This is a genomic window from Hymenobacter taeanensis, from assembly GCF_013137895.1.
GTDB lineage: Bacteria > Bacteroidota > Bacteroidia > Cytophagales > Hymenobacteraceae > Hymenobacter > Hymenobacter taeanensis.
Genome location: NZ_CP053538.1, coordinates 425,758 through 446,709, shown reverse-complemented (window position 1 = coordinate 446,709; position 20,952 = coordinate 425,758). Strand labels below are relative to the sequence as shown.

General features: G+C 56.6%; 14 protein-coding genes and 1 pseudogene. 6 read left to right on the top strand and 9 right to left on the bottom strand.

The window, feature by feature from the left end; all coding sequences use genetic code 11:
* From HMJ29_RS01885 to HMJ29_RS01865, 5 genes are all read left to right on the top strand, one after another.
* Nucleotides 1-663, top strand: a complete 663-nt coding sequence (locus HMJ29_RS01885) for an SCO family protein (RefSeq protein ID WP_171589895.1) — start codon at nt 1-3, stop codon at nt 661-663.
* On the top strand, nt 650-1,204 hold the full coding sequence (locus HMJ29_RS01880; RefSeq protein ID WP_171589894.1) for a DUF420 domain-containing protein: 555 nt from the start codon (nt 650-652) through the stop codon (nt 1,202-1,204). Before HMJ29_RS01885 ends, HMJ29_RS01880 begins: the two co-directional genes overlap by 14 nt.
* 109 nt (nt 1,205-1,313) lie before the next feature.
* Nucleotides 1,314-1,574: a hypothetical protein gene (locus HMJ29_RS01875; RefSeq protein ID WP_171589893.1), complete on the top strand. Its 261-nt coding sequence runs from the start codon at nt 1,314-1,316 to the stop codon at nt 1,572-1,574.
* Nucleotides 1,575-1,862: 288 nt separating this feature from the next.
* The gene (locus HMJ29_RS01870) at nt 1,863-5,513 is read left to right on the top strand and encodes a sensor histidine kinase (protein WP_171589892.1); all 3,651 of its coding nucleotides are present in this window, start codon (nt 1,863-1,865) and stop codon (nt 5,511-5,513) included.
* A gap of 67 nt (nt 5,514-5,580) precedes the next feature.
* The gene (locus HMJ29_RS01865; RefSeq protein ID WP_171589891.1) at nt 5,581-9,351 is read left to right on the top strand and encodes a DUF8818 domain-containing protein; all 3,771 of its coding nucleotides are present in this window, start codon (nt 5,581-5,583) and stop codon (nt 9,349-9,351) included.
* Nucleotides 9,352-9,371: 20 nt separating this feature from the next.
* Here HMJ29_RS01865 and HMJ29_RS01860 read toward each other — a convergent pair whose 3' ends face one another.
* Together HMJ29_RS01860 and HMJ29_RS01855 are read right to left on the bottom strand one after the other, a co-directional pair.
* Complete coding sequence (locus HMJ29_RS01860) at nt 9,372-10,238, bottom strand: hypothetical protein (protein WP_171589890.1); 867 nt, start codon at nt 10,236-10,238, stop codon at nt 9,372-9,374.
* Between the two features lie 20 nt (nt 10,239-10,258).
* On the bottom strand, nt 10,259-12,379 hold the full coding sequence (locus HMJ29_RS01855; protein WP_171589889.1) for a beta-N-acetylhexosaminidase: 2,121 nt from the start codon (nt 12,377-12,379) through the stop codon (nt 10,259-10,261).
* Nucleotides 12,380-12,512: 133 nt separating this feature from the next.
* Here HMJ29_RS01855 and HMJ29_RS01850 point away from each other — a divergent pair, with 133 nt between their 5' ends.
* Nucleotides 12,513-14,312 carry a hypothetical protein gene (locus HMJ29_RS01850; RefSeq protein WP_171589888.1) on the top strand — a complete coding sequence of 600 codons (1,800 nt, stop codon included), beginning with the start codon at nt 12,513-12,515 and terminating at the stop codon, nt 14,310-14,312.
* A 154-nt stretch (nt 14,313-14,466) separates the two neighbouring features.
* Here the strand turns inward: HMJ29_RS01850 and HMJ29_RS01845 are convergent, their stop codons facing one another.
* The 7 genes and pseudogenes from HMJ29_RS01845 to HMJ29_RS01820 form a co-directional block, all read right to left on the bottom strand.
* The gene (locus HMJ29_RS01845; RefSeq protein WP_171589887.1) at nt 14,467-15,822 is read right to left on the bottom strand and encodes a DUF58 domain-containing protein; all 1,356 of its coding nucleotides are present in this window, start codon (nt 15,820-15,822) and stop codon (nt 14,467-14,469) included.
* Nucleotides 15,819-16,370, bottom strand: a complete 552-nt coding sequence (gene ybiA / locus HMJ29_RS01840; protein WP_171589886.1) for a riboflavin biosynthesis intermediates N-glycosidase — start codon at nt 16,368-16,370, stop codon at nt 15,819-15,821. The genes HMJ29_RS01845 and ybiA overlap by 4 nt, the downstream gene beginning before the upstream one ends.
* Nucleotides 16,371-17,453 carry an AAA family ATPase gene (locus tag HMJ29_RS01835; RefSeq protein WP_171589885.1) on the bottom strand — a complete coding sequence of 361 codons (1,083 nt, stop codon included), beginning with the start codon at nt 17,451-17,453 and terminating at the stop codon, nt 16,371-16,373.
* A 164-nt stretch (nt 17,454-17,617) separates the two neighbouring features.
* Entirely contained in the window at nt 17,618-17,860 is a 243-nt protein-coding gene (locus HMJ29_RS20800; protein ID WP_495524964.1) for a DUF4350 family protein, read from the bottom strand.
* Nucleotides 17,861-18,194: 334 nt separating this feature from the next.
* Nucleotides 18,195-18,908: pseudogene (locus HMJ29_RS20795) on the bottom strand (hypothetical protein); the annotation flags it as partial.
* Between the two features lie 9 nt (nt 18,909-18,917).
* Entirely contained in the window at nt 18,918-19,787 is an 870-nt protein-coding gene (locus HMJ29_RS01825; protein WP_171589883.1) for a DUF4129 domain-containing protein, read from the bottom strand.
* Nucleotides 19,788-19,851: 64 nt separating this feature from the next.
* The gene (locus HMJ29_RS01820; protein ID WP_171589882.1) at nt 19,852-20,916 is read right to left on the bottom strand and encodes a hypothetical protein; all 1,065 of its coding nucleotides are present in this window, start codon (nt 20,914-20,916) and stop codon (nt 19,852-19,854) included.
* Between the last annotated feature and the right edge of the window lie 36 nt (nt 20,917-20,952).

The window sequence follows — 20,952 nt, the reverse complement described above, 5'->3', positions numbered from 1 at the left end:
ATGAGGCCCAGACAGACACTGGTATTGGGCCTTATTCTGCTGGTTCCGGTTCTGGCTTTTTTGTTTCTAAAAAGCTTCGGAACTAACCGTTACGCGCTGCCGACTTACCTGCCCGACCACGTGGATTCCACGCAGGTGGAAGGTACGTGGCAGCGCGATACTGTTTTTCACCAAATCGGTGACTTCCGTTTACCGGCACAATCTGGGCGGGAAGTTTCGCAGGCGGAGCTGGCAGATAAGGGCCTTTACGTGGCAAGCTTCTTTGAGACCAGCAGCGCCGATTATCAGCGTCTCAACACGCAACTGATGCGCGTGCAGGAAAAGTTTAGGCGTGAGCCTCGCGTACGAATGGCGTCATTCAGCATTAATCCGACGCAGGATTCGGTGGCAGCACTCTCGCGTTATGCTGAACAGTACGGGGCTATTGCCGGGAAATGGTTCTTTCTGACGGGCGACAAAACGAGCTTGAACAAACTGGCTACGCAGGAGTTTAGATTAACGCCTGCAGCTGACGCGAGTAGCCAATTACCACACAGTCAGCGGGTATTTCTGGTTGATAAAGATTACCGCGTACGGGGCATCTACGATGGCACCAGCGAGAAGGAAATCAATCGGCTGATGACCGAAATTGAAGTGTTGCTTTACACCTATGACCACGAATAATTCAGCCGTTAATCCCGGCAATTTCACTAAGTACAAGGTTATGGCGGCGGTACTGGGGGCAGTAATCCCGGTGGCAGTAGCAGTGCTGTACTTCTTCCCGGAGGTGTTTCGGATTGAGGGCGCTCAAGTGAAGGCCTTGCCCAAAGTGAATGCTGTGCTGAATTCTTTGACAGCGGTATTCCTGATGATTGGCTACTACTTTATTCGGCGTAAAGATGTAGCCAAGCACCGCGCCATGATGGGAATAGCATTTCTGCTGGGCTCTTTGTTTCTGGTATCCTATGTGGCCTACCATTCTCAGGTCGCCAGTACCAAGTTTGGCGGCGAAGGCCTTGTCAAAGGTATTTACTACTTCATCCTGCTCACCCACATTGTACTGGCTGCCATTACGGTAGGCCTGGTACTGTTTACCCTGTACTTCGCTCTGACGGAGCAGTTTCAGAAGCACCGACGTATTGCCCGCTGGACCTACCCCATTTGGTTGTACGTTTCGGTAACGGGGGTAATAGTTTATTTCATGATAGCGCCGTACTATACCTAATGGTGGGGAATTGTTTAGCCGCCGGGTTGTTGTGGTAGAAGCGGGCCAAGTACTGAAAGCACAGTTCCAATGAGGCCTGATTAATCTCTTTTCGAAAGTTTTATACAGGATGAAAAAGACCCTTTTTGCCGGAGCATTAGCCGTATTACTGGGGGTGCTGCTAAGTGTATTGCCACTGCATGTGCAAGCCCAGTGCATCATGTGTAAAGCCCAGGTGCAGTCTACGCAGAGCGAAAAAGACGGCTATGATACCACCGGACTCAATAAAGGTATTTTGTACCTGATGACCGTTCCGTATGTACTAATGGGCACCGTAGGCTATTTCTGGTACCGGAACAGCAAGAAGAAAAAAGTAGCGAATGACCGCTAGGCCTTATTGAAGGCAACGCTTGCTATTGATGCATGGCCGCAGTACTGCCTCATTTTGAAGTAACAGGCACTGCAAGGGCCGTTTAGGTTTATCAGTAGTAGGCGCATAGCAGAGGTAAAATTGCATAGTTAGGAAATGCCGCCCAAGGGCGGCATTTTTGTTGCTTGTTATCAGCGCTTAAACCCAACCGGGTAGGCCACTCGCTATCTACGCTGAACCTTGAAGCTAACACGTCTCTCGCCTGTACCATTATTGCTGCTGGCGGCTTTATGCTTTATTGGAGCCTATGTGAGCAACCGGTACAGCCGGGCGCCAGAGGTGGTACTGCGTTTAGCTGCCTCCCGCTTGCAGCAGCAGGTATTATCAGCGGAAGAAACAGCCAACCAGGAAGCTGCAGCCTTAGCGCAGGAAGTAGCCGCTAATACCATCAGCTTTCGGTCATTGGTAGGCCATACCACGTACCCAACGTTTATTTTTCGGGGAGAGAAGCTGCTCTATTGGTCAGACCACATTGTGCGGCCTGGACCCGAGTATGCTACCCAAGTATATGAGGATAAGGTAGTAGAAACGAGGTTTGGCAAATTCCTGACCATACGTCACGTGGCCGGGCCTTACGTAATTCTGACGTACGTACCCCTGGAAATGGGGTACGGCATCAGCAACCGATATCTACGGGAAGGCTCAGAGCGGGCTCTGTTCCGTGACCTGATGGTGCAGATTGTGCAAGAGACTGCAACCACCAAACTTCCGCGCATCTACTCCGAGAATGGAAAGTACCTGTTCTCCATAGAAAGCCTGCAGTCAGACCCTATTACGGGCCGTTACTTACCGCTAGGCTTGTTGCTAGTGGGGTTTGGGCTTTACTTGGCGGCTTGCCTGCAACTGGCCCGTAGGTTCTTTAACCAAGGGCGCGTGGTAGAAGGCGCCGCTACGGTTGTCCTGTCGTTGGCCTTGTTCAGAGCGGTTATGCTGTATCTGGGCCTGCCGTTTTCCTTTATTGAGTTGCGGCTCTTCGACCCGCGCGTGTATGCAGCTTCCTGGTTGTCGCCTTCTCTGGGCGACCTGTTGCTGAATGCCATGCTATTTGTGGTGGCCGCCTACTATACGCTGCTGCTGTTTCGGCGCTACGGTGTACTACGCTGGACTCAGCACGCCGCAGGCACGCCGCGCTGGATAGTGGGTGGGGTAGCGGTGTTAACCTTCTTTGGACTGCTGGAGCTCCTTTTTGATTTTTATACCAGCAGCTTCAACAACTCTCTGCTGGTGCTCGATATCACCCAGAGCATTCAGTTCAGCTCCATTAAAGCCCTGCTGTGCCTGGCCATTGTGCTGCACACCGTAGGATACCTGATTGGCTTTTATCTGCTTTCGCTGGTATTTGTGAGCATTATGCGGCCCAGTACACGGCGCTTGGGTATTACGCTCCTGCTCTTTGCCTCAGTACTGATTTTACCGTTCGGGCTGGTTTTTGAGCAGATAGATCTGATTCTTCTGGGGGTAACGCTGCTGTTTTTCCTGGTGCTGCGTATTACTGGGCTTAAAACCAGAGGGGCAGTATTACCCTATCAGGTATATCTGTTCATCTTTCTTATGCTGGGGGTGAGCTCGGCCGTAGGGGCACTAGCCCTGTATGAGCACTTTGATCAACAGCTGCTGCTAAACAAGCAAACCATTGCCAATAACCTGCTGGTGGATAATGACCTGCAAGGAGAGTATTTGCTGGCAGAGCGAGCAGTTGACATGGCCCACGACCCTGGCCTACGCACCATGTTGGCTAGCCCCTTCATCAACCTGGATCTTATTCGGCAGAAAGTTGCCAAATATTACCTGCGGGGATATTTTGATAAGTATGAGGTGAACATAACGCTTTTCGGGCCTAATGACCTGGCCGTAGGGATGCCCGGCAGCCTCCAGCAAATGCGTGAATTTCTGCTGCAGCAAGCCGTTCCCACTGATCATCCCAACATCTATCTGCTACGCGGTACCACCTCGTTTGTGAGCCGGAGGTATGCGGCCTTTTTGCCCGTGCCCATGGCCGAGGGCGACACTAGCCATGTGGTGCTGGAGTTGTCATTGAAAAAGCTCACGGCCAATAGTGTGGTGCCTGAGCTGCTTATGGACCAGAAATATTTTCAGCCTGGCCTAGGAGCCGAGTTGAGCTATGCCGGCTACGAAAACAACCGGCTGGTGTACAGTGAGGGCAACTTCGACTATATAAACCAGCTGCCAAGTACCTTACTTCGGGACCCACGGCTTTACAGCACGGGGCTCTCAATTGACGGGTTTCAGCACCTGGGGGTGCGCGGCCCCAAGGGGCAAAACCGTGTGGTGGTGGTTACCACGGCCACCTATTCCTTTGCTGATTGGCTAGCCAACTTCTCTTTTTTATTCCTGCTATTCACCTGTTTCTGGGTGGTGGCCCTGGGTGGCTATCTACTGGTGCGGGGGCAATACGTAGAGCTGCTGCGCACCAACTTCAGCACCAAGATTCAGCTCTTTCTGAATTTAGGCATTCTCGTGCCGCTGCTGGTAGTTAGCATTGCCACGGCCAGTCAGGTAACTAACTCCTATAAGCGCGACCTGCGGCGCCTATACCAGCGGCGGGCCCAAGCCGTGCAGGATAACCTGCTGAAGAACCGCGACCTGCTGGCTGACTCCGCCAGCCGGGTAGATCTGGTAGAGCTGGCGGAGAACGTTTCGGGGCTGACCGAGACCGACCTGAACCTTTATAATGCGCAGGGTGAGCTGCTGGTGAGTAGTCAGCCGCTGATTTTTGAGTCGGGGTTGTTGAGTACGCTCATTAACCCGCATGCAGTGGCTGAGCTTCGGGAAGGGGGTAAGCCACGGGTCCTCCTCACGGAGCAAGCCGGCTCGCTGTCTTTCAATGCGTTGTACCTGCCGCTACGCGCTACTGCTACAGCGCCGGGGCGGCCGGGGGCGGTGCTGGGCTACGTGGGCATTCCCTTCTTCGACTCTGAAAAGGACCTGGATAACAAGCTTACCGAGCTGATTTCCACTATCCTGAACATCTTCACCGTGATGTTCATCCTGTTTCTGGTGCTGGCCTTTCTGGCCTCTCGCATCCTGACAAATCCGCTGAAGCTCATTACCGAAAAGCTCCGACAAACGACCCTGACGGGACAGAACGAACGACTGGCCTACGAGTCAGAGGATGAGATAGGCCTGTTGGTGCGCGAGTACAACCACATGTTGGTGAAGCTGGAAGACAGCAAGAAAGAGCTGGCTACCCAGGAAAAAGAGGCGGCATGGCGCGAAATGGCCCGCCAGGTGGCACACGAAATCAAGAACCCGCTTACCCCCATGAAGCTAAGCCTGCAGTTTCTGCAGAAGGCCATTCAGGAGCAGCGCCCTAATACGGAGGAGCTAATAGGTAAGATTTCTCAGACGCTCATCACCCAGATTGATGTGCTCTCGGACATTGCCACATCGTTTAGCACCTTTACCAACCTGCCCGCCATGAAGCCGGAGCGCCTGGACGTAGCCACCGTACTGCGCCGTTGCGTGGCCTTGCACCAGGGCGGGGGTAACCGTAAAATAGAAGTAAGGCTGCCGCCAGATGCTGAAGAAGGCCGCTACGTGGTTTACGCCGACGAAAACCTGCTCGTACGCACCTTCAATAACCTGCTGATTAACGCCGTGCAGGCCGTACCCGCTGATAGAATGGCGCACATAGTAGCCAGTCTGGAGCTACTGGCTGGTGATAAGGTGCGGATCTGCATTCAGGACAACGGGAGCGGCATTCCGGATGAAGTGAAGGAGAAAATCTTTGTCCCCAACTTCACTACCAAGGAAAAAGGCTCTGGTATAGGCCTAGCGGTAGCACGGCGTGGTATTGAAAGTGCTGGGGGAGCTATCTGGTTTGAGACGAAGGTGGATGAAGGCACTACCTTCTGCATTGACCTCCCCCTGGCCGGGTAAGTGGCACGAATTAGAGGGGCTTTAACGTTGTGTTAGCTGCAAACTATCGGCCTTGTATTTTTACTGAATGAGTAGCAGCTTTCCGCACCTTTTCCTGCGCTTTTGGCTGTTGCTCATTCTGTTGGCGGGAGTGGGTGCCGGGGCCAGCGCCCAGCAGATAGCTGCCGTAAATACCCGCCGTTGCACCTGGGTACGCCTGCTACCAACTCGAGATACTACCGACTTCGTTTTGCAGGATACACTCACCATTGTACCTGCCTCGGTGGCAATTGATGGGCGGTCAGTGGCCTACGACAGCCGGCGTGGGCGGTACCGGTATATTCGGCCTTCCCAGCGGTTTCCGTCGCCTGAAGCGGGCCAGCCAGATATTGTGCTGCCCGGCGGCATAGACTCAGTGCTGGTGTGTTACCGGGTGCTGCCGGTGCAGTTATCGGCGGCGCGCTATCTGCGGCCGCGGCGCCTGATGGATAGCCTGGAGTTTCTGCGGCGGCCGTTTGGGCTGGAGGACTTCACCGCCAAGGAGCAGATTCTTAGCACGCCGGGTATCAACAAAACCGGAAACCTCTCGCGGGGCATTTCCTTTGGCAACACCCAAAACGTATTCGTAAACTCGTCATTGAACCTGCAGCTGGAGGGGCAACTGACCGACCAAATAACTCTTACAGCGGCTATTTCTGACCAAAATGTGCCCTTCCAACCCGAAGGCAACACCCAGCAGCTGCAGGAGTTTGACCGCATCTATATTACGCTTACGCACCCCCGCTGGAACCTGACCGCCGGCGACGTAGTACTGCGCAATAAGCCCGACTACTTTCTGCGGTTTTATAAGAACATTCAGGGCGCGGCCATAGAGGCTAACTTCGGGCAGCTGCCCCTAGGTGGTTTTGGGGGCGGCGCCATTGGGCCTGGGGTTAGCAATACGCAGCTTTTTCAGTACCCAAATGCCTCGGGTACCAGCACCGGCACCTTTGTAACTGCTCCACCCACAGTGCCCGTGAACCCGCCGGTGGCCGGAACGCCGCTACCTGGCAATAGCCAAACCGTCACTACCGTAATGCCCGGTGGGGGAGTGGGAGCCAGCGGGGCACCGCGTAGGCCAGTGTTTGCCACTACTACTGCGGCGGCAGGCGTAGCCAAGGGTAAGTTTGCCAGCATTGATGTGGCACCCCTGGAAAACGTGCAGGGCCCCTACCGTCTGCGTGGGCCCAACGGAGAGCAATTTATCATTGTGCTGGCCAACTCCGAGCGGGTGTACCTGGATGGACGGCTGATGGTGCGAGGTTTCGATTTCGACTACATTATTGACTACAACCAGGCCGAGGTGACTTTCTCACCCCGCCACCTTATCACCCGCAACTCGCGCATCAAGATTGACTTCGAATATTCCGACTTCAACTACGCCCGCTCGCTGCTGCAGGTAAGCCACTACCAGCAGCTGGGCCGACTGCAGGTGCACGCCAACTTTTACCGCGAGTCTGATAATCCTGATAATTCGCCTAACCTGGTATTGTCGGAGGCTGATAAGAGCCTGTTGCGTAACATTGGCGACAACGTGAGCCGGGCTGTAACACCCGGTGCCGAGCTACAGGCCTACGACCGGCGCCAGGTACAGTACAACCTCAACGAGGTAAACGGTGTGCCCGTGTACGTGTATACTGACCCACCAGACTCTACGCGGGCCGTGTACAACGTGCGCTTTACCAACGTAGGGTCTGCCCAGGGGAGCTACAACCTCAGCTCTCGGTTTGTAAACGCCAACGGCCGCGTGTATGAGTACGTGGGCGAGGGCAAAGGCAACTACGCACCCGTGCGGGTGCTGCCCACGCCCATCCAGAAGCAGTTGGCTACGCTGGGGGCCAGCTACCGCATTGATTCCACCAGTACCGTTTTTGTGGATCTGGCTTCATCAGATCTGGACCTCAACCGGTTCTCACCCGAATCAGCGAAGGGCCAGGCTATGCGCGTAGGCTACACCATTCAGGACCGACCAGTGCAGCTCCCTGGCCTGGCCGGCTACAAGCTGCGCAGCTCCCTTGATTATGAGTATACCAGCCACCGCTTTTCGCCCATTGACCGGTACCGCGATATTGAATTTGACCGCAACTGGAGCGCATCTACTTCCACCACTACCACCATCAATGGCAACGCCCCAACTCCCAAGGAGGAGAATATTCTAAACTTTGCGCTGGGCGTGGTGAAGAACGCCGATAATGCCATTGGTTACCGCCTAAGTAGGCGCTACCGGGCGGGGGAGGTAAGTGGCCTACAGCATTGGGTAGATGTGGCGCACCAGACCGGCAACGTACAACTGCGCGGCAGCTTGTTTGTGCTCAACTCCGAGGCTGGGCGGCGGCATTCCAGCTGGGCGCGGGGCGAGGCCACAGCGCGCTACGTGGGTGGCCCCGTGGTGCCCGGTTACGCGTACCGCTTCGATAAAAACCGGGTGGCCCTGCCCAATGGGGATTCCCTAACCTCGGCCAACTACTTTGATGAGCATGCCTTGTTTGTGCAAAGCCGCGACTCGGCCCGCACCCGTTTTCGCTTAGACTACAGCTACCGCCGCGACCAGGCTCCTAACCCAGAGCGAACCGCCCTGCGTGAGCGGGGCCGGGCCCAGACCTGGCAGGGTACTATGGCCACGCGGCTGGGCAGCACACAGGAGCTTTCCCTGCTGGCTACGTACCGCGACCTGGCCTCAGTAGATAGTGCCCGCCAGCGCACGGTACTCAGCAAGCTAGACTGGAACGCCACCTTTTTTCATAACGTGCTGCGCTCAGAGTTGAGCTACGCCGTGGCTACGGGCCGTGAGCTAAAGCGGGATTATGCCTTTATTGCCGTGCCCAATGGGCAGGGCACCCACTATTACGGCGGCGACACCAACCCCAAAAATGGTCGCGAAGACAAAGAGGAGTTCTTTGAAGCCCAAACCCTCGATGCGCAATACCGCACCCACATCAAAGTATACCTACCCACCGACGAGTACATTCTGGCTTTTACCAACCGCTTCAGCTACCGGCTAACTACTACTGCGCCGCGTGGCTGGCAGGAGCAACCTGGCCTACGCAGCATCCTCGGGCGGTTCTCGGCCATAACCACTGTTACCCTCGACCGCAAGACGACGGAAAAAGAACTGGGCTCACGCCTGAATCCGTTTGCCTTTCAGACGGAAGATAGCCTGCTCCTGAGCCTAAATAAGCTGCTGCGCAATACGCTGTACTTCAACCGCTCTAATCCTATTTTTGGGGCTGAGCTGACCGTACAGCAGGCCCAGCAAAAAGTATTGCTCACGCAGGGTTCAGACATCCGGAACTTAGCCAGCCAAAGCCTTTTGCTGCGCAGAACGCTGGCGCAGTCGCTCACGGGGCGTATTACCACTAGTCGCACTATCCGGCAGAATGCCTCAAACTACCTGGTGAACCGCAACTTCCGGCTGTTGCAGTATGAAATTGCCCCTGAGCTTAGTTACCAGCCCACGCAGGCGTTGCGCTTCACTGGCACCTACCTGCGCACCACTAAGCAGAATACCGCTGGTCCTGAGCTTGATACACGGGGCACATTTGATGAGCTGGGCGTAGAAACGCGCGTGAGCCAAGTGGGTAAGCGGACGCTCTCGGCCACTACGCGCTACGTGCGGGTGGGCTTTGAGGGTGAGCAAGCCTCGCTGGTGGGGCTAGAAATTCTGAATGCCCTGCGCCCCGGCAGTAACTTCACCTGGAACCTGAACTTGGAGCAGCGCCTCAGCAACGGCCTCAACATCACCCTGGCCTACGATGGCCGTAAGGCCAATGGGCTAGGGGCTGTGCACACGGGCCGCATGCAGGTGGCCGTACTGTTTTAAGCCGGCCAAGAGTGAGTGGCCTAGTGTACCCGCACCAAGGTGTACTGCAGCGGGCCGCGCAGCAAATCAGGCTCAGCTACGCGGGCGGCGTATAACCGCACTGTGTCCTGGCTGATTGTGTACACATAGTCCTGCTGCCGCTTGGTGCCGATATCGAAAATGATGTTGTCGAGGTTATTTTCTACGGTCACTACAAAATCAGTAGCGAGGTAATACTGCCGGAACCCGCCCAGGCCCTCTACCTGGCCGGTAGGGGAGAACCGCACTTGTTTTTTACTACCCTTAGCGTCAGTAGCTGTGTAGGTGCCTGCCAGTAACTGCCGGTTTACGCTGTACTGTAACGCATCAGAGGGAGCCGTTTCGGAGAAGGGCACACCCGGAACGCGAGAGAACAGTACCGAGTGCAGCAAGCGTTTATGCTCGTTGTACTTATTGAGGAGTACTATCGTATCCTGGGCAACTAGGCGGTAGCTGAGCTCATAAAAATTGGTAGGGTGCTCGTAATCAGGCCAAGTAGTAGGCAGGGAAGTGAGTTGCAGCCCCTGGCGCAATATGGCGTTGAAAGCAGCTCCCTCGTGGTTATTGAGGCTCGCCCCAATAGTTAAACTATCGCCGGTTACCTGCTGCGGATCAATGGACAAGGCCACAATACCAGTAAGGTTGCTGGAGGCCGCGTAAGGTGACCGGGTGCGCTTGATGGCGGCCAGGTAGTCAGACTTCACCCACACGCCCCGCAGGAAAGGCGCAACGCGCTTTAAGGTGCTGGCAGCGGCCGGGCTGGTAGCGGTAGGTAAAGCCTCCGCGGAGCGAGCCGGATCGGCAGATTCAGGCTGTGGCCGTTGGCAGGCCGCCAGCAGAAGGAGAGCAGCCAGGCAGGAGCGCTTCATAAGAGGAGAGAGTTGATCTGTTACTTCGCTTCTACGAGCCGGCGCACTGCCGGGACGATGGCCAGCTCCGTTTGCCCTGCCGGAGCCTTGGCAGCATCTAGCTGCTTGAGCGCGGCGGTTTGCCACGCGGCGCTCGGGGCCTGCCCTTTTTCCAGCTGAGTCAGGCGCTCTAATGAAAGGGTAGCCAACATTTTCAGGTGGGTGGAATGCGACGCGTATTCTGTTAAAGTAGAATTAGCCTGCAGCACGGGCTGAACCAGAGCATCATTGGCCTGCCAGCGCAGCAGTGTAGCTCGCAGCATGGCTAGGGTAGTGCGCGCATCAAGGGTAGCTGCAATTGGGCTGGCAGGGGTAGCTCGGTGAACCAGCAAAGCATCTACGGCGGTGCTAAACTCCCGCGCCGCATCTGACTCGGGCAAAGACGCATCTACCAGCCGGTTGAGCGGGGTAAGCGTAGTGTACTTAAATCCCTGAAAATGACGCTTATATTCTTTCACAGGCTCCAACACGCTTGCCAGCGTACGAAGCGGCTCTACCGGCTTGCCCTGCGCCAGTTGGAGCAGCAATTGCTCTGGCGCTTTCCTGTGTTGCAGGCCTAGAGCTTCCAACTCCTGACTCACGAGGGCCAGCCGGCGGTACATATCGGGCACTGAGGTAACCGAGCTGCTGCTCCAGAATCGCTCAGCCACGGCCGCAGCGCGGGGCCAGATCCGGGAATCTACAATTACGGAGTCGACAAACTCAGCCCACATAGTCGCCTCTCCACCTAGTACCAGTTTCCGCTGCTCAGGCGTAAGCGGAGCATCCTGCGGTAGCGGGTCAACGGCGTAGTGGGAGGCCGCGCTGTAGTTCAGATCAATATAATACCCGTTGGAGAGGAGCGTTGCGTGCCCCGCCTTGGCGGCATCATACAGACCCTTGCGGCCGCGCCAGCTCTGAATTACGGCATCAGCCGGCAGGTCGGGGCCCAGAATCTCGTCCCACCCCACCATTTTCTTGTTGTACTGCGTGACCATCTGCAGAATGCGCCGGTTGAAATACATCTGCAGGGCATGCTTGTCGGGCTGGCCTTTGTCGGTCACCATTTTGTTGTCGCGCATAAACTGCACAATGCGCGGATTACGCTTCCATTGACGGCCATCGTTTTCATCACCCCCAATATGGAAATAGGGGTCCGGGAACAGCGCCGTCATTTCGGCCAGCAGCTTATCCAGCAGTTGGTAGGTAGTTTCCTTGGTGGGGTCGAGGGCAATATTCAGCACGCCCCAGCGCGGAGAAGGAGCGTAGGTTGAATCGTTGGAGGCCAGCTCGGGGTAGCCCGCCAGCCAGGCGGTGGTGTGGCCGGGCATGTCAAACTCAGGCATCACTCGTATGCCGCGCTGAGCAGCGTAGGCCACTATTTCGCGCACTTGCGCATGGGTATAAAATTGCCCATTGCTGCCCTGCTCGTGTAGCCGCGGCAGGGCCAGGCTCTGCACCCGGAAGCCTTGGTCGTCGGAGAGGTGCCAGTGCATCACGTTGAGCTTAGTGGCCCACATGCCATCGAGGTTGCGCTTGAGGGTGGGCAGAGGCATGAAATGGCGCGCGGCATCAATCAGCAGGCCGCGCCAGGGGAAACGGGGCGAGTCTACAATGTCAACTTCCGGCAGCCAACGGTTTTTCTTGTCTTTCTGCACCAGCTGCCGGAGCGTGGCCAGGCCACGCAGAACGCCCAAATGGGTGGGGGCATTCAGGGCCACGCCCATGGGCGTAACCCGCAAGGTATATGACTCATCTTCTCCCAGCGCCAGCAGGTTGCCGGGGCGGCCATACTGGATTACCAAGTTGGCCGAGGGCACTTGGGAGCTGATGCGGGCTTGCCGGATGGCATCAGAGGAAGGGAGGATAGGAAGCAGGGCCGGCAGCAGAAAGTGGCCTACAACCTCCGCCACCGCAGAGTCGGCGGCGCTGGCGGTAGGGCCAGGAGCTGGGGTAAAGGCCTGCCAGGTGAAATGGGTTCTGGCTTGGTAGCGGCCCTGGCCCCAGGTGGCCTGGGTCGGGACGGGCATCAGGCTGCGGGTATCAGTGGGCTGGGCAACCCCCGTGCTAGCAACAAAAATTAGCAGCAGGAAAACAGAGCGCAGGTGCAGGAAGTGAGGCATACAGAAAGGCGGGTGGTTGCCCGAAAGTACACAAGCATCGGGCCGGTACCGGAACCTGCGGCTTTTTTTCTCATTTTGCGCCCGAATTACGCGCGTTTTTTCTCTGAATTATTATTTGCCGCTCATCTACTGCATGAAGTCGCCCTCTCGTTTGGCCTGGCTGTTCTGCTCGGTATTTATTGTATTGGTATCCTTCTGGTACTATCCAAAGTGGAAAAACACGCAAACCGAAGCCGTTATCAGCTGGGATGCCTCCGGCTACTACATGTACCTGCCGGCCATTTTCGTATACCACGACCTGAAAGAGCTGAAGTTTCGCGACTATGTGGTGACCAAATACCAGCCCGCGCCCGGCTTCGATCAGGCTTTTCTGCACCCCCAAAGTGGTCATTATGTAATGAAGTACTCCTCGGGGCTGGCCCTGCAGGAGTTGCCCTTCTTCCTGGTGGCGCATGCCCTGGCTAAGCCGCTGGGCTACCCTGCCGATGGCTTTTCAATTCCATACCAACTGGGGTTGCAACTCGCCAATACGCTGGTGGCTATACTGGCGCTGTGGCTGGTCCGGCGGGCACTGCTGCCGCGGTTTGGTGAGTGGCCTACGGTGCTTGCTCTGCTGGTATTGGTGCTAGGGACTAACTACTTGGATTATTCTGCCATCAATGGTGCCATGACCCACAATTGGCTGTTTTTGTGGTACGCGGTCCTGATGTTGCTAACTCCGGCCTTCTACCAGCGCCCTACGCTGGGCCGGGCCATAGCTATTGGAGCCGTTATTGGCCTGATGACGCTGACCAGACCCACCGAACTTCTGGCCGTATTGATTCCGCTTGGGTGGGGGCTGCGGCTAAGTTGGGCTTCTGTGCGCGAGCGGCTGGCATTCTGGCAGGGCCACCTAGGCCACTTGCTAGGTGCCGCCGTAGCAGGCGCAGCCTTAATCAGCATTCAGCCCCTGTACTGGCACTACGTGAGCGGCGACTGGATTGTGTATAGCTACCAGGACCAAGGATTCAGCTGGCTGAAGCCGCACCTATGGGATGGTATTTTTAGCTTCCGTAGTGGCTGGCTGCTGTATTCGCCCTTGCTTATCACAGCATTGCTGGGCTTTGGCGCCTTGTACCGGCGAGAGCCGCAAGGGTTCTGGGCTATTTTGCTGTTTATGTCGGCGTTTATTTACGTCACGTTTGCCTGGGACATCTGGTGGTACGGGGGCTCGTTGGGGCAGCGCGCCATGGTGCAGAGCTACGCCGTGCTGGCCTGGCCATTGGCGGCCTCTTTAAGCTGGATACTGGCGCGGCCCCGCTGGCTGATGGCGTATGCAGTTTTCTTTGTGGTGGGAGTATACTACAATCTGTGGCTGACGCACCAAGCCCACAGAGGTGGCCTACTGGCCGCCGGTGATATGAACCGGGCGTACTGGCTGCGGATAATTGGGCGGTATGATGTGCCTAAAGAAGCACGCCTGCTGCTGGATAGCAACGGCTGGTACACAGGCCCCACTGATAAGGCCAAGGTGCTACTAAATGAAGGCTTTGAGACGCAGGAAGGAGCCGTATGCAGCCAGCCGGCCCTGACCGGGCGGTGCTCTTTATTGCTTGATTTCGAGCACCAAAACACCCCTGAGTACAGCGTACCACTGAAACCCGGTAACTATACCTGGCTGCGCGCCACCGTGCAGGCCCAGGCGGCTGAACCCCAGTGGGATATGTGGGCAATGACGCTATTTGTTGTGCAGTTCCAGAAGAACAGCAAGGTAGTGAAGGAGAGCTTTGTGCGGTTGGAGCGTGCACTAGAGCCCGGCCAAACCACCACGGTGCCGATTGACGTGCATACCCCTCGCCGTGAAGACTACGATAGGGTAGTAGTAAAGCTCTGGCACCCCGGCAAAACCCATCTGCTAATAGACAACCTGCAGCTAGTGGGCTTCCCCGATTAGTAGGGCACGCTAGGCCACTATTGGGGTAAGCACAACCTATCTACCCAAAAAAGGACAGCGCACGGATACATATCTGTGCGCTGTCCTTTTTTATGCAATACCTCTCACGTGCGCTACGCATTACTTAGGTGGCCTAGGAGTAGTGTCACCCCGTTTATATCAACCCCCGCGCCTTAAACTCCAGGTATTTGTTGATGGTATTAGCCGTGAGCTGCTGGGGCGGCGTCAGGAGGGAGTAGATGCCGTAGCGGTTAAGCTCCAGCACAATCTGGCGCTTCTCCTGCGCAAATTTCTCGGCAATGGTCTGGTTGTACACGTCTTCGGTGGTGGCGGCCGGGGTTTCCAGGTACTGCCGTAGCTCCGTGTTTTCAAAGAACACCACCAGCAGCAAGTGCGACTTAGCCAGGCGGCGCAGATAAGGCAATTGGCGCTGCATGGCGCTCAGCGTCTCGAAATTGGTAAACAAAATCAACAGGCTGCGCTGCCGGATGTGGGTTCTAACCTGGGTGTAGAGCGCCTGAAAGTCAGTTTCGAGGTATTTGGTGCGTTGCTTATAGAGCACCTCCAGCAGTTTGCCCAAGTGGCCGCTGCGGCGGTCGGCGGGCACCAGGCGCTCCGGCTTTTCGGCGAAGGTGAGCAGGCCGGCCTTGTCGTGTTTGATCAGGGCAATGTTGCTTACCACCAGCGTGGCATTGATGGCGTAATCAAGCAGGCTGAGGCCATCGAAGGGCATGCGCATCACCCGGCCTTTATCAATGAGGCAGTACACTTGCTGGGCGCGCTCATCCTGGTAGTGGTTGACCACCAGCGCGTCGGCGGCCTCGGGGGTGGTGGCGCGCCGGGCGGTAGCTTTCCAGTTGAGGCTACGAGAGTCGTCGCCGGGTACATAGGGCCTGATCTGCTCAAACTCCATGCTGTGGCCTACGCGCCGGATGCGCTTCACGCCCACATCGGTAAGGCGGTTGTGAATGGCCAGCAGCTCAAACTGGCGCATCTGCAGGAACGAGGGGTACACGGGCACCATCTGGTCTTGCGCAAACCTGAACCGCCGCCGCACTAGGCCTATGGGAGATGCTACCAGCACATTTAAGGCCCCAAACTGGTACTCGCCGCGCTTGGTGGGCCGCAGCTGGTACCGAATTATATGGGTCTGGCCGCTCTCAATTTCTGCTTCAAACAGCACATCGCGCCGCTGAAACTGGTGCGGAATCTCATCAATAATTTCGGCCGAGACAGGAAACCGGTAATGGCTCTCAATGTAGAGCGCCACCTCATTATCGGAGCCATTGGCCAGCTTGTCGCCCAGCACCCGCCGGCCGAACAAGGGCAACCGTTTTTGCCCTTGGCCAGGAGCGTACAGCAGGGCAATATCAATTAATGACAGCAGCAGCAGGGCGGCCAGCAGCACCTGCAGCGGAACCAAAAGCCCCGGCACCAGAAAGGCCACCACAAACCCCACTACCAGTAGGCCTAGCACTACAAAGAAACGGGGTGTCAGGAAAAAGCTCATGCGTTGCGTAGCTGGTCTCGTACTTCCATTAGGGCAAAGCCAAGCAGGTTCTCGCCCTGCCAGCGCTCCGGGTGCTCGGCATCGGGAGCATCGGCGGCCAGGCCTATTCCCCAGATGCTGTCCACGGGGCTAGCCTCCACCAGCACCCGATCATGGGTAGCCAGCAGGAAGGCCTTCAGGTTAGGGTGCTGACTGAACTTGTGCAGGTTGCCGGCTTTCACAATGTTGTATTTATGCTCATCCCACACCTGCGGCACAAAGCCAGCAATCTGGCGGCCTAGCTTCTTGGCTTCTGCGGGGCTGGGCGCTGCCAGAATCCTGGCCAGTAGCTGCGTGTCATGAAATAAGCGTGCTTTCTCGGCCATCATCCAGTGCTCAGTTGAGCGGTAGGTAATGCCGGCCACCTCAACCTCAGCCAGCCACCATTGGCTAAAGCAGGACTTGGTTACTTCACCTGACTTACTGGGCTGATTGCCCCAGAAAAACAGATATTTCACCCGATGGCCCTGCGTGAGCTGATCAAGAAGCCAGGTAATTGAGTAGTTCATTTACCGGGGCACCTCAAGCTGCTGAATAATCTGCTTCACAATATCGTCGGGGGTGCCGCCTTCCATTTCACGCTCAGGAGTGAGCTGAATGCGGTGGCGCAGCACGGCTGGGGCCAGATACTGAATGTCTTCGGGCGTTACGAAGTCGCGGCCCCGGAGGGCACCTAGGGCTTTGGCACCGTTGAGCAGGGCAATGGAAGCGCGTGGTGAGGCCCCTAAGTATAGGCCTTTGTGGGCCCGGGTCTGGCCTACGAGGCGGGCAATGTACTCCAGTAGCTTAGGCTCTACGTGCTGCCGGCGCACCAGCTGGCGCATCTCGGCCAGTTGAGCGGCCGTGAGCACAGGCTGCACGGCATCGGTTGTAGTGCCCCCAAAGCCGCTGTGGTGGCCTAGCAGAATGCGTACTTCTTCCTCCATGGTGGGGTAGCCTACATGCAGCTTGAATAGGAAGCGGTCGAGTTGGGCCTCGGGTAGGCGGTAGGTGCCTTCCTGCTCAATGGGGTTTTGCGTAGCCAGCACCAGAAATGGCTCAGGCATGGCGTAGGTGGTGCCGTCTTGGGTTACGTGGCGTTCCTCCATCACCTCAAACAGCGCCGACTGCGTTTTGGCCGGTGCCCGGTTGATTTCGTCAATCAGCACAACGCTGGCAAAAATGGGGCCCGGCCGAAACTCAAACTCTCCGCGCTGCGGTCGGAATACGGAGGTGCCCAGCACATCGGAGGGCATCAGGTCGGGGGTGAACTGCAGGCGGCTGAAGGGCACGTCAAGGGTGCGCGAGAGCAGCTTAGCTGTGAGAGTTTTGGCAACGCCTGGTACGCCTTCCAGCAGCACGTGACCATCGGCAAGAAGGGCCGTCAGCAGCAGCTCGGCCAGATCCTGCTGACCAACAATAATTTTGGCTAGCTCCCGGCGAATAGCCCCCACGCGGGTAGTAAGCTCGGTGAAGTCGGTGCGGGAGGCTAGCGGCTCTGCAACAGAGGCTTCTGCAGAGGAAGTGGCAGGAGCATCGGCTGTTGGCTCCTGCCGTGCGGTATCTTCTGGCAAGCTAGGGTCGAGGTCCGAAGAAAACGGTGAATTTTCCATATGTTGGTTAAGTCGAAATCGAAAGAGGAGACGCTTAAATGAGAGTGTATTAGTTATAATATGCCAAGCATTATATTCGGTTTAAATACCTGTATAGACCTTAATAGCAAGCAAATTGATATAGTGCAATTCGTGATAAACCATATTTACTGGATGTGTACAATTTAAAAAGCAGCTTTTCTGAAAGTAGTTAGTGCCCTGCTGAGGCGCAGCAAGTCAGCGGCTGAAACCTGGGGGGCTGTTTCCACTCTGTGAATGAGCTTTATCAAATCATCAACCTGAGCGCGCGGAACGCCGGCTTTTTGAGCAATCCGCTCCCGGGTTGGGCCATCGTTTAGGTCGAGGGCTGGCTCCTGGAGGCGGTACCGTAATTGCTCCCGGAACAGCCCAATTTTTTTTCTCGGCAATAAGCGCGTGGTTGGTTCCTTGGCGGTACAGGGCCGCCACGGTACGAGTGAAGAGCAGCGTGGTATTGGGCAAAGGCTTCAGCACCGGAATAATGCGCTGCCGACGCCGCGCCTCGAAGAACGCAAACAAAACCAAGCCGGCTAGGCCAGTATACAGCGCCCACCGCAGGGCCGTGTTCTGCTTCAGCACGCGCAGCAATGATTGCTCGCCCAGGGAGCCTTGCTTCTGGTACTCATCCCAGAAAACGGACTGTGTAGCTGGCAGCAACGACATGGCTGCGAAGGCATAGTTGGGGGAGTGCGGGCGGAGCAGCGTGTAGTTGCTGAAGACGGCCGGGGTAGAGCTGAGCACCAGAGCACCCTGGCCTAGCGGTACTCGTAGCAGCACAGGCCGCCGTTTGGCATCAATAGCCAGCACCGTAGCTCGGCAGCCGGGGTAGGCTTCAAAGTGCCACTGCACATCATCAATCGGGAAACGGTACTGGCTGGCGGCGCCGCGTGGGGGCGCCAGCAGCGTTAGGGCCGTTTGCTTGGCGGCAGGTGCTAGGTTGCCCTGGGTGCGGCGGATACGGCGGCTCATCAAGCTATCCAGGCCAATGTAAGGCTTGGTATCAAAGTGCAGCGTGTCCTGCAATAAGTTATCAAACTGCTCGGCGGCAATGAAGGCCGTATTGCCGGCCGCCACGTAGCGCAGTAACGCGTCGCGGTCGAGGCGGGAGCAATAGAAGTCGGAGTTGATAAAGATGTAGGAAGCCGACTGGCCTAGCAGCGGCGGCTGGGCCTGAGGCGCCAGCACCGAGTCGGGGTTAATGTCGCCATCCAGGGTGGGCAGCAGCTGGTTGGCAATGGGCTGGCGCACGGTGCTGACAGACTGGCCCGGAAACAAGCGCGGCAATGCGTCGAACAGCACATAGGTGCCGTAGGGGATTTTGTCGCGGTTGATAAACGTGGGACTCCAGTTGGTGGGGGTAGGCCGGAAATACTCCACCAGCACGAAGGCCACGAATAGCAGTACCAACCCCAGATAGAAAGCACGAAAGCGGGTCATAGGATAGGCCTAGGCAGCCACGTGGCTGAGTTGGTGAAGAAACTGCTGCCGGCTCTCGCGCAGGGCGGGGTAGGCCTCTGGCGTAATGGGCAACTCACCATACCACACGTATTCAAACTGCCGGGTGAGGGTGGCAAAATCAGGTGCCCAACGGGTGCCGGCCAGCTCCTGCAGGTAATGGTGGTTGGTTTTTTCGGGCTGCCAATCAATCAAGTGGTGCTCAGCCAAGTGACGCAGTACCTGCAGGTAACCCAGGCGCACTGCCAAGCGGTAGTTGGCAGCTGCTTCGGCCTCGGCAAGCGCGGCCGTGAAGTCTACCGCATGAATATCCTCAATAACCGACTCATACGGCAGCGGCACCGACTGGGTCCGCCGTCCCAAGAGGTTAGTGAAATCAAGGCGAAGCAGGCGCACCAGCACATACAGGAAGGCCGCCCCGAATAGCGCGTACACGGCGTAACGCCCCCCGTTCTCATAGCCCGGCCCCGAAAACAGCTTCCGGAACCACTCCGATAACCGCCACCAGATCAACGACCACATGCTGGGGTCTTTGGGCTCTTCATCGGGCTTCTCGTACTGAAACGCGCGCTGGCTACGCAGGTCCTGCAAGCGTTTCTCAGGGGGGCGCCGCAACGTAACGGGAGCCTGCTGATCAACAGGCAGGGAAATAAGGCCTTGCCGGCCGGCCACAGTATCCCGTTGTAGGTTCTCAATGGGCAGGATGGGCGACTTAGGTAGCCGCTGAGAAGGCTGTGCGCTGGGCACAGAGGCCGTACCGGCATGCGCTGCCAACAGCAGGCAAAGCAGAAGGCCAGGCCCCACGCGCAGAGAACATTTCCGCAGTAGAGAAAGAGAAAACAGAAAGGAAGAAGGCAACACGCGGGGCGGTAAAAATGAGCTGCGGGGCGGCCAGGCCAGTACCCTCGCGAATAGATAGGCCTAGTTAGTACTCGCCTTCGTCGTCGGGGCGGAGTGCCTGGGGCGCAGCCTCTGGTGCTGGCTGGCCGATGGCATCTACCAGGTAATGCAGGCTCTCGCCCTCTTTGCGCTCTACCAGGTTGAAATACTGGAACGCCAGGGCTAACAGTATCAGTGGGTAAATGACCAGGCTGGCCATGGAGCGGAGCGTGGTTGCCACCAGGAAACTAAGCCGCGCGGCCCCTTCCAGGCCATCAGTACCAGCAGTAGCTGCGGCAAAAGGAGAGCTGATAAGTGAAGTGAGGAGGGTAATGGCCAGAATGATGACACCGGAAATGATCAGCATTACTATCAGCAGCCCAAACGTAGACCACCACTTACCCCAAATCAGTTTAAAGCTGCGGCTAATGGTGGCAAGGAAGCCTAACCTTTCTCGTACCCAGATAATTAAAAACAGGCTTAGCGCTATTGATATGTACGCGAATGCGCCAAACACCAAGCTCATTACCAACACAACCGCAACGCCAATCATAAACCGGCTGCCACCGCTTCCGCCAATCAGCAAGGCGCTCAGCACACCGGCTACCATGGAGACGAGGAAAAACACGATCATACTTCCTACTCCCAAACCAATCAGCGCCCCTACCGTGCCCAGGAAGCGCTGCCGAACCAGCCGCCACACCGCCGATACGGTTATTTCCTGCTCAGGCGCGGTTTCTAAGCGCAGCGTAACATAGCCATACACCGTCAGAATGAGCATGGTAGTGAGAATCAGGCCACCAAAGACGATAGTTAGGTACGCCGGAGAAAAAAACATTTTGGAAAAGACATTGCTGATGCCAGGCCAGGGGTTAGTCTTGTCGACTGTAGCGGCTGAGCCTTGCAGGCCTTTCAGGTTGTTGATCCATTCCAGCGTCATCAGGGCCGTTGCTAGGCCAATAACCAAAGCGGCCGGCAGCACAATCATGAGCAGCGCCCTGCCCAGCGGCTTAAAATGGGCCCGGATAAAATCAAACGAAGCCTCAATTTTCTGCCCGAAGTCGCGCTCCTTCAGAAAGTGAGAAGCATGGGTGAATGGCAGGTAACGCATACGAGTAGAAGTGAGGGAATAAGAAGAATAGGTAAG

What these genes read in the sequence shown, in the direction of transcription:
- HMJ29_RS01820 (WP_171589882.1), bottom strand. Translation starts at nt 20,916, where the DNA reads ATGCGTTACCTGCCATTCACCCATGCTTCTCACTTTCTGAAGGAGCGC.
- HMJ29_RS01875 (WP_171589893.1), top strand. Translation starts at nt 1,314, where the DNA reads ATGAAAAAGACCCTTTTTGCCGGAGCATTAGCCGTATTACTGGGGGTG.
- HMJ29_RS01880 (WP_171589894.1), top strand. Translation starts at nt 650, where the DNA reads ATGACCACGAATAATTCAGCCGTTAATCCCGGCAATTTCACTAAGTAC.
- HMJ29_RS01850 (WP_171589888.1), top strand. Translation starts at nt 12,513, where the DNA reads ATGAAGTCGCCCTCTCGTTTGGCCTGGCTGTTCTGCTCGGTATTTATT.
- HMJ29_RS01845 (WP_171589887.1), bottom strand. Translation starts at nt 15,822, where the DNA reads ATGAGCTTTTTCCTGACACCCCGTTTCTTTGTAGTGCTAGGCCTACTG.
- HMJ29_RS01860 (WP_171589890.1), bottom strand. Translation starts at nt 10,238, where the DNA reads ATGAAGCGCTCCTGCCTGGCTGCTCTCCTTCTGCTGGCGGCCTGCCAA.
- HMJ29_RS01885 (WP_171589895.1), top strand. Translation starts at nt 1, where the DNA reads ATGAGGCCCAGACAGACACTGGTATTGGGCCTTATTCTGCTGGTTCCG.
- ybiA (WP_171589886.1), bottom strand. Translation starts at nt 16,370, where the DNA reads ATGAACTACTCAATTACCTGGCTTCTTGATCAGCTCACGCAGGGCCAT.
- HMJ29_RS01835 (WP_171589885.1), bottom strand. Translation starts at nt 17,453, where the DNA reads ATGGAAAATTCACCGTTTTCTTCGGACCTCGACCCTAGCTTGCCAGAA.
- HMJ29_RS01855 (WP_171589889.1), bottom strand. Translation starts at nt 12,379, where the DNA reads ATGCCTCACTTCCTGCACCTGCGCTCTGTTTTCCTGCTGCTAATTTTT.
- HMJ29_RS01865 (WP_171589891.1), top strand. Translation starts at nt 5,581, where the DNA reads ATGAGTAGCAGCTTTCCGCACCTTTTCCTGCGCTTTTGGCTGTTGCTC.